We start from the raw sequence: 12,500 nt of genomic DNA on the forward strand, positions 1-12,500 counted from the left end.
ACGGTGACCGATCTGCTGGAGGCCATCCGCCGCACCAACCTCATCGAGTCCCCCGGCCTGCTGGAGCGCAACCACCAGCTGTTCCTGGCGCTGGTCAACGGCCAGGTCAGGAGTCCCGCGCAGATCGCAGAAATCGTGGTCAAGACCACGCCCGCCGGCATCCCGGTGCGCATCGGCGACGTCGCTCGCGTCGGCCCCTCGGTGATGCCCGTCTATACCCGGGTCACCTCCAACGGCAAACCCGCGGTCCTGCTCAACATCAACCGCCAGCCGGACAGCAACACCATGACGGTGGCCGACGAGGTTCACACCGAGGTGGCCCGCATCCAGCAGTCGCTGCCTCCCGGCATCCACCTGCAGCCCTTCTACGATCAGTCCATCATCGTCGGCGAGTCCGTCAAGAGCGTGCGCGATGCCGTCCTCATGGGGATCATCCTGGCCTCGATCATCATGGTGCTCTTCCTGCGCGATTGGGGCACCTCGATCGTCGCCGGGCTGGTGATCCCGGTGACGCTGCTCATCACCTGCATCGTGTTCAAGCTCCTGGGCCAGAGCTTCAACCTCATGACCCTGGGAGGGCTGGCGGCCGCCGTGGGTTTGGTGATCGACGACGCCATCGTGGTGGTGGAGAACATCGTGCGCCACCGCGACTTGGGCGAATCCGGATTTGACGCCATCCACGCCGCCCTGCGCGAGATCACCGTTCCCCTCATCGGCTCCACCGTCACCCCCATCGTCGTTTTCCTGCCGCTGATCTCCATCACCGGCGTGACCGGGACTTTTTTCCGCGCGCTGGCCATCACCGTCGCCGTTTCCCTCTGCGCCTCGCTGGCCCTGGCCATGAGCTGGACCCCGACTCTGAGCCAGTACCTGATTCATCCGGCGAAGAAGGAAGGCGTTGCGGCGGGGAGTGATGCGCGATTCACCGCCGTCATCCGCTTTTACGAGCGCTGGCTGCGCCATGCCTTGCACCACCCCGGGCAGGTCGCGCTCCTGGCCGCCGGCGTCACCCTGGTTTCTTTTGTCTCCTACGAGATGCTGGGCACCGACCTGCTGCCGGAGATGGATGAGGGAGGCTTCGTCATCGACTACGTCATGCCCGCGGGCAGCTCCCTGCAGGAAACCGACCGGGTGGTCACTCACATCGAGCGCATGCTGCACGAGCTTCCCGAGGTGGAGAGCACCTCACGGCGCACCGGGATGCAGCTCGGCCTGGCCGCGGTCACCGAGGCCAACACCGGCGACATCTCGGTCAAACTCAAGCACAGCCGCCACCGCGGCATTGACGACATCATGGCCGAGGCGCGGGACAAGATCGCGCAGCAGGAGCCCGCCATCAGCGTGGAGTTCATTCAGACCCTGCAGGACATGATCGGCGATCTCACCGGCGCCCCCGAACCCATCCAGATCAAGCTCTTCTCCCCCGATGCCGCTCTCCTGCGGGAGTGGGCCCCGCGGGTCGGGGAAGCGATTTCCAAGGTCTCCGGCGTGGTGGATGTGCTGGACGGGATCGAGAACACCATCAGCGGCCCCGCGGTCAGCTTCGAGGTCAATCCCATGACGGCAGCCCGGGCCGGCTTCACCCCGGAAGAGGTCTCCACCGATGCGGCCGCCATCCTGCAAGGGGAGCCGGCGTCCACGCCCGTGGTGGTCGGCGACCGCGCCTATACCATCCGCGTCCGCTATCCGGAGGCCCACCGCGAATCGCTGGAGGCCATGAGCAATACTCTGCTCAACAGCGCCAGCGGGCATACCGCCACCCTGGGTTCGCTGGCTCGGCTGATGGAGCTGCCCGGGCAGACCGAGATTCGGCGTGAGAACCTGCAGCGCATGGTTGCCGTCACCGCTCGTCTGGAAGGAAGGGACATGGGGAGCGGCGTAGCCGCCGTCCAAAAGACGGTCGCGGACCTCCACCTGCCTTCGGGCATCCGGGTCGAGTACGGAGGGACCTACCGGGAACAGCAGCGCTCGTTCCACGACCTGGTGCTGGTGCTGCTGCTCGCCATTCTGTGCGTCTTCCTCGTCCTGCTGTTCGAGTTCCGCAACTTTCGCGCGCCGGTGGCCATCCTTGCCTCTACCCTGCTCTCCACTTGCGGCGTCTTCCTGGCGCTGCTCATCACCCGGACGGAATTCAACGTCTGCTCCTTCATGGGTCTGATCATGGTGGTGGGCATCGTGGCCAAGAACGGCATCCTGCTGCTGGATGCGGAGCAGCAGTTCCGCGCCCAGGACCTCTCCCCCGAGGAATCCATCCTGGAGGCGGGCCGGCGCCGCCTGCGCCCCATCGTCATGACGGCTCTGGCCACGGTCGCCGGCATGCTGCCCCTGGCACTGGCCTGGGGCGCGGGCTCGCAGATGCTGCAACCGCTGGCCATCGCCGTGATCGGCGGGATCCTGATCTCCATGGTGCTGTCGCTGCTGGTTACCCCGGCGGTTCAGTTCTATCTGACCCGCCGGGTCGCAGCGAGCTGAGCGAGCGCCGGGGCGCGATTTGCTCCCTTTTCAGGACAAACCCCAACGCAGCTCTAGCCTCACCGGAGTTGAATCCCGCTTTCCCACCGGGTATGCTCTGAACTTTTGCCGGGATGGCAGGCCAAGGAGGGCGGGATGAAGCGAGCGCGCGAGGTGCATCTGCTGGTGGGGACACGCAAGGGAGCCTTCCTCTTCCGCAGCGACCTGGGCCGCCGGAAGTGGAAGGTGGAAGGGCCGTTCTTCGCCGGCGGCGAGGTCAACCACCTCTACCGCGACCCGCGCAGCGGACGCCTGTGGGCAGCCGTCTACAGCGGTTGGTGGGGCCCCGACCTGCAGGTGAGCGACGACCGCGGCAAGACCTGGCAGAAGTCGAGCGCCGGCATCAGCTTTGCTCCCGAGCGCAAGCTGAATCTCAACCGCGTCTGGCGGGTGGCTGCCGACCGCGACTCGCGGCCCCAGACCCTGTGGTGCGGCGCCGATCCCGGCGCGCTCTTCCGCTCCGACGACGGCGGCAAAAACTGGCACGAGGTCGCCGGACTCACCCAGCACCCCACGCGCGGGCGCTGGAACCCGGGCGGCGGTGGCATGATGGTGCACGCCATCCTCCCCGACCCGTCGCGGCCCAAGCGCATCTACGTAGGCATCTCGGCCGCCGGATGCTTCCGCTCGGACGACGACGGCAAGAGCTGGCAGCCATTTAATAAGGGCGTCCTCGCCGACTTCATACCCGAGAAATACCCCGAGGTCGGCCAGTGCGTCCATGCCATGCACATGAGCCCCTCGCGTCCCGACTGGCTCTTCCAGCAGAACCACTGCGGCGTCTACCGCACCCGCGACGCCGGCGCGCAATGGGACGACATCTCCAAAGGCCTGCCCTCACGCTTCGGTTTCCCCATCACCGTGGACCCCAACGCGCCCGAGACAATCTTCGTCGTCCCCGAGTTCGGCGCGGAGCGCCGCTACGTCTGCGATGGACGTCTGGGGGTCTTTCGCTCGCGCAACGGCGGCGCCACCTGGCGGCGCCTCTCCCGCGGGTTGCCGCAGAAGGGCGTCTATACCCAGGTGCTGCGCCACGCCCTCACCGCCGATTCCTGTGACCGGGCCGGCGTCTACGTAGGCACCACGAGCGGCGAGATCTATTACTCGCGCAACGCCGGAGACTCCTGGCAACTGCTCGCCGGCCACCTGCCCTCGGTGATGTCCCTGGAGGCGGCGCTGACCCCCTGAAACCCGGCCCCCAGCCCCCTTGGGCATATGCCTTTCTTTGTGTTAACTTTACGGCCACTCCCGTAGGCGGCTCCCCGGGTGTTCTGAGGTAATTTCCCGGAGGAGCGCTACCCCGGGGTTCGACCTTATGGCGCTCGGTTTCGGCTTCAACAGGCAGAAGGTGCTGGCGGCGGCGGAGAAGTACGTCCAGCAGGGCAAGATCCAGAACGCCATCACCGAGTACGAAAAGGTCTCCAAAGAGGACCCCAAAGACCTCACCGTCCTCAACACCATCGGCGACCTGTACGGCCGCGTCGGTCAGAGCGACAAGGCCGCCATCTGCTTCAAGAGAGTTGGCGACGCCTACGGCAGCGAGGGCTTCACCGTCAAAGCCATCGCCATGTACAAGAAGCTCACCAAGCTCGTCCCGGGCAGCACCGACGCTCTGATGAAGCTGGCCGAGCTCTACACCCAGCAGGGCCTGTACAACGACGCCCGCCAGCACTATGTCCAGGTGGCCGATGCCTACATCAAGTCGGGCGACACCGAGGCAGCCGCCCGCATCTTCCAGAAGATCCTGGAACTCGATCCCGAGAACACCGCCATGCAGTCGAAGCTGGCGGACCTCTACATCAAGCTGGGGAAGAAGGAGGACGCGAAGAACATCTTCTGGAACGCGGCCCAGGCGCTCTACGCCAAGGGCTCGAGCTCGATGGACAGCGCCAGCGAGGCGCTGGGCCGGGTGCTGAACCTCGATCCCGCCAATGGCGACGCCCTCATGCTGCGCGGCCTGATCGCAGCCGACGCTGGCGATGGCGCCGCCGCCGTCGCCTACCTGGAGAAGATCCCCAACATCGATTCCCGCCCCGACGGCCTGCGTGCCCTGCTCCGCGCCCTGCTCCTGGTGAAGCGCCTGGACGAGGCCGGGGCCGCGGCCAGCAAGCTGCTCACCGTCCACAACGACCCTGGCGGGGTTAGCGCCTACGCCGAAGCCCTCCTGGTGGCCGGCGACTTCGAAGGCGCCCTCAAGCTCTACGACCAGCACGCCGACAAGCTCCTGGCCACCAACGCCCAGGGTATGGTCGAGGCCCTGCACGCCAGCCTCTCTCGTATCAAGGAGGACGCTCCGGCGCTCGAGATCGTTCACCGCCTCTACGGCAAGGCCGGGGACACCTCGCACGCCGCCGAGGTCTCGGAATTGCTCGCCCACGCCTACGTGCAGGCGGGCGAACTGGCCAAGGGCCGCGACCTCTACAAACAGCTGGTGGACATGGAGCCCGAGAACCCCATCCATGCCCAGAACTACAAGCAGGTGATCGCCAGGCTGGGCGAGGATATCGCCGTTCGCCCTCTCTCCAAGGAACAGGGCGAGCAGGCCTTCATGGTGGACGAGCTGGAGCAGGCCGCGCCCATTCTGGACCAGGAGTATTCCAAGGAGCTGGCGGAGGCGGTCAAGGTGGCGGTCACCGAATCCGAGCTCTTCGACTCCTACAACATGCCGGCCAAGGCCATCCCTCCGCTGGAGGCTGCCCTGCCCAAGGCGCCCCGCGACGGCCAGATCAACCACCGTCTGGCCTCGCTCTACGCCCGCGTCAACCGCTTCGCCGATGCCGCCAAGTGCTGCGACACCCTGCAGTCGGTGTACACCGCGGCCGGATACAAGGAACAGGCCAAACAGTACGAGGATATGGCCGCCAAGTACCGCGAGCGGGTGGCCGGAGCGCCCCCGCTGGCTGCCGCGGCCGACTTTGTCATGAAAGCGGCCCCGCCCGCGGCTGCCGCCAGCGGAGTCGCCGAGTTCAGCATGATGGATGTGGCGGCGTCCGAGGCGCCGCCGGCTGCGCCCGCCGCTGCCCGCGAGATCGATCTCTCCGGCGAATGGGAGCAGATGACCTCGGTGGAGCAGCCCCCGGCCGTCGAGCCCACGGCTCAGTTCATCGGGCGCGACACCGCTGCCAAGGCCGTCTCCTCCGACCTCATCGAAGAGATCAAGTTCTGCCTCTCGCAGTCCATGTGGGAGCAAGCCAGCGCCGGCATCGATCGCCTGCAGGTCCTGGCGCCCGGTTCTCCGGAGCCTGCCGCCCTGCGCCAGCAATTGGCCGCGGCCATCGCCCAGCCGCCGGTGATGGAAGTCACGCCCGCCGCCGAACCCAGCGTGGCCGAGTTCACCATCGACACCGCTGCGGCAGAACCTGTGGTCGAAGCTCCTCCGCCTCCGCCGCCACCTCCGCCACCCCCACCGAAGCCCGTGGCTCCGCCGCCGCCCGCCGCTGCGCAGGACGTCCTGGGCGACCTGGTCAGCGGCCTCGAAGAATCCCTGGGCGACGACTTCACCATCTCCGCTCCGCCTCCGCCTGCGGCCAAGCCCGCGGCAGCGCCTCCGCGCCAGGCCGCCCCGCCCCCGCCGCCCCAAGCTGCTCCTGCGCCCGCGATCTCCTTCAAGCATCAGGAAGCCACCTCTGCCCTCTCCGACATGTTCAGCGAGTTCAAGGAGGACGCGGAAGAGGCGGCGGGCGAGGCTGAGGATCCCGACAACCACTACAACCTGGGCATCGCCTTCAAGGAGATGGGCCTGCTCGACGAAGCCATCGGCGAGCTGCAAAAAGTCTGCCAGGCCGTGGACAAGGGACTTCCCTTCAGCCAGGCGGTGCAGGCCTATACCTGGCTGGCTCAATGTTTCATGGAAAAGGGTGTTCCCGAGGCCGCTATCAAGTGGTACGAGAAGGCGCTCAAGGCCCCCGAACTCGGCCAGGAGGGCAGGCTGGCGGTGTACTACGACCTGGCCGCCGCCCAAGAAGCCACCGGCAACAAGCAGGCCGCTCTTCAGAATTTTCTCGAGGTCTATGGCGCCAACATTGATTATCGGGACGTGGCCGACCGCATCAAAGCCCTGAAGTCGTAGAATCCCACAATGAGCGGAGCGCCCGCGTCTCCTCGTGACACCCCGCCTCTGTGGCTGCGGCGCATCTCGCTCATCACCTTCGTGATGTTCTGCGTGTGGATCGGCATGCTGCTGGTGGCCCTGCCCTGGACCCGCATCTGGACGGAGAACTCGCTGCTCACCGGTTCGCCCGCGCTGCGTGCCTTCACCCAGAGCGCCGCCCTGCGCGGCGCCGTCAGCGGCCTGGGATTCCTCGACCTCTGGCTGGGGATCTGGGAGGCGCTCAACTACCGCGAGAGCCACTGACATGGGAAAACGCCCCGACGACAAACCGTCCGGCCCCGTCGCGCCCCTGGCCTACGAGAACGCGCCCTTCCTGCACAGTCCCAGCGGGCGTCTGCTGCGCATCGTCTCCGAATACATCGAGCCCCAGGCGCGTTTCCGCCAGCTCCGCGTCCAGGACACCGTGGTCTTCTTCGGCTCGGCGCGTTTTCGCTCCCGCGCCCAGGCGCAGCAGGAGCTGGAGGCGGTGCAGAAGGCCGGCGGCAAGGCGCCCTCGAACAAGGCCGCGCTGCTGCGTGCCCGCGACGCCCTGGACACCTCCGCCTACTACGAGGACGCGCGCCGCATGGCCCGCATGCTCACCGAGTGGTCCCGCAGCCTGCCTCCCAAGCGCCGCCGCTTCGTGGTCACCTCCGGCGGAGGACCCGGCATCATGGAGGCCGCCAACCGCGGCGCCACCGAGGCCGGCGGCGTCACCGTCGGACTCAACATCCAGCTCCCCTTCGAGCAGGCGCCCAACCCTTACATCACCCCGGAACTCAACTTCGAGTTCCACTACTTCTTCATGCGCAAGTACTGGTTCGCCTACCTGGCCAAGGCGCTGGTCATCTTCCCCGGCGGCTTCGGCACCCTCGACGAGCTCTTCGAGATCCTGACGCTGGCCCAGACGCAGAAGCTGGCCAAGCGCATCCTGGTGGTCATCTACGGGCGCGCCTTCTGGCAGCACATCCTCAACTTCGACGAGCTGCTCGCCGCCGGCGTCATCTCCCCCGAGGACATGGACCTGTTCCGCATCGTGGACTCCCCCGAGGAGGGCTTCCAGGTGCTGCGCTCCTGGCTTACCACCTATCACCTCGAGCCCGGCGAGGCCGGACGCCCGCCGCGCCGCCCTCCTTCGCCCCTGCGCGGGACGTGAGGGCCGCCCCCGTCGCCCCTTCGGACGCAACGTGATCCTCTGCTACATCACCGACCGCAACCAGTTCCCCGGCTCGGAATCCGCGCGCCGCAAGCGCCTGCTCCAGAAGATCGCCGAAGCCGCTCGCGCCGGCGTGGATTACATCCAGCTCCGCGAAAAGGACCTCCCCGCCCGCGAGCTGGAGCTGCTGGCCCGGGAAGCCATGCGGGTTCTGCTCGAAACTCGGGCCTCCCGTCTCGCGCCTCGCCTCTTGATCAACTCCCGTGCCGACGTCGCCCTGGCCACCCGCGCCCACGGCATCCACCTGCGCTCCGACGACATCTCGCCCCGCGACCTCCGCGCCCTCTGGGCCCGCGCCTCGAGAAACCAGAAACGAAAAACGAGAAACCCGGTCATCAGCGTCTCCTGTCACACCGTCGACGAGGTCGCGCGCGCCGCCGCCGCTCGCGCCGACTTCGCCCTCTTCGGCCCGGTCTTTGAAAAGTCAGGAGTTGCGACCCCACGCGGCCTCGACCTTTTGCGCCGCGCCTGCCACCAGCGCATCCCGGTCCTCGCGCTGGGCGGCGTGACGCTAGAAAACGTCCCCTTGTGCCTCGACGCCGGCGCCACCGGAATCGCCGCCATCCGCCTCTTCCAGCAAGACGACATTGCCAGTGTCGTCCGCAGACTCCGGATGTAGAATGGATGCCCTTTGGAGACCTCGATGATCAAGCGCTCGTTGTCCGCAGCACCTGCCGTTGCCGCACTTGTTCTTCTTCTGCTGCTCTCGACCCTGGCCTTCGCGCAAGCGGCGAAGCCCGCTGGCGCGCCCACCGTGGCCCAGGCGCGCGCCTTCGTGGACGCCGCCGAGAAGCGGCTGCGCGAGCTCGACCTGAAAGCCGCCCGGGCCGCCTGGGTGCAGTCGAACTTCATTACCGACGACACCGAAGCCATGGCCGCCGACGCCGCCAAGGAGCAGAGTGCCGCGGTCACCGAGCTGGCCAAGAAGTCTCGCCGGTTCGAGGGCCTGAAGCTCCCGCCGGACGTGGCCCGCAAGCTCCACCTGCTCAAGCTCGGCCTTTCCGCCCCGCCGCCTTCGAATGCCGCCGAGCGCGACGAGCTCATCAACATCGGCGTCTCGCTGGAGAGCGACTACGGCAAGGGCAAGTACTGCCGCAAATCCGGAGAGTGCCTGGACCTCACCGCCATCAGCAGGATCATGACCGAGAGCCGCGACCCCAAGGAGCTGCTGGAGCTGTGGGCCGGCTGGCACGCCGTCGCGCCGCCCATGCGCCTGCGCTACACCCGCTTCGTCGAGCTTTCGAACAAGGGCGCGCGGGAGATGGGCTTCAAGGACGCCGGCGCTTTGTGGCGCTCCAACTACGACATGCCCCCGGACCAGTTCGCCGCGGAAGTGGAGCGTCTGTGGCAGCAGGTGCGCCCGCTCTACGTCTCGCTGCACACCTACGTCCGCTCGCAGCTCGCGAAGAAGTACGGCAAGGACGTGGTTCCCGAGGCCGGTCCCATCCCCGCGCACCTGTTGGGCAACATGTGGGCGCAGGAGTGGGGGAACATCTACCCGCTGGTCGCGCCGCCCAACGAAGACCCCGGCTACGACCTCACCGAACTGCTCAAGGCCAAGAAGCTGGATGTGCGCGGCATGACGAGCTACGGCGAGCGCTTCTTCACCTCGCTGGGCTTCGAGCCCCTGCCTAAGAGCTTCTGGGAGCGGTCGCTCTTCACCAAGCCCGCCGACCGCGACGTTGTCTGCCACGCCAGCGCCTGGGACGTGGACGGCAAAGAGGACGTCCGCCTGAAGGCCTGTCTGCGCATCACCGGTGAGGACTTCATCACCGTCCACCACGAGCTGGGTCACAACTTCTACCAGCGCGCCTACAGTAACCAGCCCTACCTCTTCCTGGGCAGCGCCAATGACGGCTTTCACGAGGCCGTCGGCGACACCATCGCCCTCTCCGTCACCCCCGAATACCTGCACGAGGTCGGCCTGCTGGAGCAGGCGCCCAAGCAGGGCGGCGACCTCAGCTTCCTCATGAAGCAGGCGCTCGACAAGGTCGCCTTCCTGCCCTTCGGCCTGCTCATCGACCAGTGGCGCTGGCGCGTCTTCTCCGGCGAGATCAAGCCGGCGGACTACAACAAGTCCTGGTGGGAGATGCGCACCAGGTACCAGGGAGTCGCGGCGCCCATGGCGCGCAGCGAAGCCGACTTCGACCCCGGCGCCAAGTACCACGTCGCCGCCAACGTCCCTTACACACGCTATTTCCTGGCGCGCGTATTGCAGTTCCAGTTCCACCGCGCCCTGTGCAAGGAGGCCGGCTTCACTGGGCCGCTGCACCGCTGCTCTATCTATAAGAACAAGGCCGCGGGCGCCAAGCTGAAGACGATGCTGGAGATGGGAGCGAGCCGTCCCTGGCCCGACGCCCTCGAAGCCATCACCGGCCAGCGCCAGATGGACGCCACCGCCATGCTCGACTACTTCGCGCCCCTCAAGCAGTGGCTCGACGAGCAGAACGCCAAGAACGGCGCCAAGCCGGGCTGGGAGTGATGAGCATCTTTCCGAGGGACACGACTTCAGTCGTGCCGTATGAGGACCGATGAAAGAGGAGCTTTAGCCCCTTGAGGTAACAATGAAGCTACGCCGGCTCCTCTTCTTCCTGCTGCTGATCCCTCTGGCTGCCCGCGCCGCCGAGAAGCCCAAAGTCCGCGCCATCACCGCCTTCGTGCGCCTCGACCGCGCCAGCTACCAGGCGCAGGTCCACAACACCCTGGATTTCCTCGGCAAGGCCAAGGCCAGCCTGGAGAAGGCCGGCTACGAGGTGGAGACCATCCGCATCTCCACCCAGCCCTTCCCCGAGTACACCCGTGGCCTCACGCGCGAGCAGGCGCTGGCCTTCTTCCACGAGTACGACCAGCTTGCGGCGAAGGAGAACTTCCTCGCCGCCATCGGCCCCGCCATGCTCACCGATTTCGACGACCCCGCCCAGGCTGAGTTGCTGGGCGAGATCCTCAAAGCCAATCCCAACCTGGACGCCAGCCTGGTGGTGGCGGGCGAAGATGGCGTCCACTGGCGCGCGGTCCGCGCCGCCGCCCGCGTGATGAAGTTCCTGGCCGAGGAGAGCGCGCACAGCCAGGGCAACTTCCACTTCGCCGCCACCTCCATGCTGCCCGAGGGCACGCCCTTCTATCCCGGCTCGTATCATCGCGGCCCGGGACACTCGTTCGCCGTGGCGCTGGAATCCGCCAACGTCGTCAACCAGGCCCTGGCCTCGGCGCCCGGCGACCCGGCTGGGGCGCGACAGGCGCTGGTCACATCGCTCGGCGCCCACGCCCGCGCCATTGAAGCCGTGGCTCTGCGGATCGAGAAACAATCCGGCTGGGGTTACGGCGGGATGGATCTCTCGCCCGCGCCGCTCAAGGACGTCTCCATCGGCGCCGCGCTCGAGAGTTTCACCGGGCAGCGTGTGGGCGCAAGCGGCACCATGACCGCTGCCGCGCTCATCACCAGCGCCCTGCGCGACATCCCCGTAAAGCACGCCGGCTACTCTGGGCTGATGCTGCCCGTGCTCGAGGACTCGCGTCTGGCGCAGCGCTGGAGCGAAGGCGCGCTCACGCTGGACTCCCTACTCGCCTACTCCGCCGTCTGCGGGACGGGCCTCGACACCATTCCCCTGCCCGGCGACATCACCGAAGACCAGCTGGCGCGCATCATCGGTGACATGGCCTCGCTCTCCGTCAAGTGGCACAAGCCGCTCTCCGCCCGCCTGCTGCCCGTCAAAGGAAAAAAAGCGGGCGAGAAGAGCGCCTTCGACGATCCCTACCTGGTCAACGCCACCCTCCAGCCGCTGCCCTAGCTGCCGGGACCGTGTGGCAGAGAGCCTGCCCTGCTTTTCGCCGAGCGCAGCGAGCCCTGAGCTTGTCGAAGGGGCAGTCTAAGGGTCCTTCGCCTGTACGGGGCCCAAGACGCTCCTCCGCTCCCTGTGGTAAAAGGGTTTCCAGTGTGGACTCCCACCTGGCCCAATTCACCAACAGGAAGTATCTGAACCTGGAGAGCTACCGCAGGAGCGGCGCGGCGGTGCGCACGCCGCTTTGGTTTGCCGAGGAGGAGGGCGTGCTCTTCGTCTATTCCTTGGCCGATTCCGGCAAGGTCAAGCGCATCCGCAATGATCCGCGGGTGCGCGTCGTGCCCAGCGACCTGCGGGGGAACCCGAAGGGCGAGTGGGTGGAAGCCCGCGCCGAGATCCTCGACGCCGCGGGCGCCGCCCGCGGCCACCAGCTCCTGCGGCAGAAGTACTGGCTGAAGCGCCTGGGGGACTTCTTCGGCAGGCTGAGAAAACGCAAGCACGCCGTGATGGCCATCCACGTCCTCAAGGGCACAGAACCCTGCTACTGTTTTGGCGGCTCCGAGGCACTCCAACGCTAATCAAGGAGAACCGAGCACATGGACACCACCACTCAGCTGGTTGCGAGGTTGATCGGGGCGGTGATCGGCGGGACCCTTTGCGGGCTGATCCCGTATTTCTTCGGCAGGAAGCGCGGACAGCCCACGCTGGGCATCGTCGGCCTGGTCTCGTGCATCGTGGGAGGGCTGATCGCCGGCCTCATTCTGGCGCTGCCCGTGGCCGGCGTCTTCGCCCTCGTCATCGCCGTGCGCAAGGGAGAAGGCACACCTCCCGGCGCGACCCCGGGTGCTCCTCCGGGCGCTCCTCCGGGTCCGGGGCACATCGGCTAGCCACTCACTCTTCCGCC

General features: G+C 67.0%; 11 protein-coding genes (1 of these 11 running past the window's edge). 10 read left to right on the forward strand and 1 reads right to left on the reverse strand.

All coding sequences use genetic code 11. The annotated features are described in order from the left end of the window. The 10 genes from VGQ94_09730 to VGQ94_09775 form a co-directional block, all read left to right on the forward strand. Positions 1-2,472: efflux RND transporter permease subunit (locus VGQ94_09730; protein ID HEV2022794.1), on the forward strand; the 2,472-nt coding region annotated here is incomplete at its 5' end. A gap of 135 nt (positions 2,473-2,607) precedes the next feature. After that, positions 2,608-3,699 carry an exo-alpha-sialidase gene (locus tag VGQ94_09735; protein HEV2022795.1) on the forward strand — a complete coding sequence of 364 codons (1,092 nt, stop codon included), beginning with the start codon at positions 2,608-2,610 and terminating at the stop codon, positions 3,697-3,699. 127 nt (positions 3,700-3,826) lie between these two features. Then, positions 3,827-6,580 (forward strand): tetratricopeptide repeat protein, encoded by a 2,754-nt coding sequence (locus VGQ94_09740; GenBank protein ID HEV2022796.1) that lies wholly within the window; start codon positions 3,827-3,829, stop codon positions 6,578-6,580. A gap of 9 nt (positions 6,581-6,589) precedes the next feature. Further along, positions 6,590-6,865, forward strand: coding sequence for a hypothetical protein (locus VGQ94_09745; protein HEV2022797.1), 276 nt, complete (start codon positions 6,590-6,592; stop codon positions 6,863-6,865). Position 6,866: 1 nt separating this feature from the next. Further along, complete coding sequence (locus VGQ94_09750) at positions 6,867-7,757, forward strand: TIGR00730 family Rossman fold protein (protein ID HEV2022798.1); 891 nt, start codon at positions 6,867-6,869, stop codon at positions 7,755-7,757. Between the two features lie 31 nt (positions 7,758-7,788). Continuing rightward, complete coding sequence (locus tag VGQ94_09755; protein ID HEV2022799.1) at positions 7,789-8,436, forward strand: thiamine phosphate synthase; 648 nt, start codon at positions 7,789-7,791, stop codon at positions 8,434-8,436. Positions 8,437-8,460: 24 nt separating this feature from the next. Beyond that, the gene (locus VGQ94_09760) at positions 8,461-10,299 is read left to right on the forward strand and encodes a M2 family metallopeptidase (protein HEV2022800.1); all 1,839 of its coding nucleotides are present in this window, start codon (positions 8,461-8,463) and stop codon (positions 10,297-10,299) included. An 82-nt stretch (positions 10,300-10,381) separates the two neighbouring features. Beyond that, a complete protein-coding gene (locus tag VGQ94_09765) occupies positions 10,382-11,605 on the forward strand; it encodes a DUF711 family protein (protein ID HEV2022801.1) in 1,224 nt (407 codons plus the stop codon). Positions 11,606-11,751: 146 nt separating this feature from the next. Further along, positions 11,752-12,174 carry a PPOX class F420-dependent oxidoreductase gene (locus VGQ94_09770; protein HEV2022802.1) on the forward strand — a complete coding sequence of 141 codons (423 nt, stop codon included), beginning with the start codon at positions 11,752-11,754 and terminating at the stop codon, positions 12,172-12,174. 18 nt (positions 12,175-12,192) lie between these two features. Further along, a complete protein-coding gene (locus VGQ94_09775; protein ID HEV2022803.1) occupies positions 12,193-12,483 on the forward strand; it encodes a hypothetical protein in 291 nt (96 codons plus the stop codon). A 4-nt stretch (positions 12,484-12,487) separates the two neighbouring features. Here the strand turns inward: VGQ94_09775 and VGQ94_09780 are convergent, their stop codons facing one another. After that, a protein-coding gene (locus VGQ94_09780; protein HEV2022804.1) for an alpha-hydroxy acid oxidase crosses the window boundary here: on the reverse strand, positions 12,488-12,500 show its end. It continues 1,166 nt past the right edge of the window; 13 of the gene's 1,179 nt are visible here — the last part of the coding sequence; its start codon lies off the right edge, out of view; the stop codon is at positions 12,488-12,490.

The organism is Terriglobales bacterium (assembly GCA_035937135.1).
Lineage (GTDB): Bacteria > Acidobacteriota > Terriglobia > Terriglobales > Acidobacteriaceae > DASYVL01.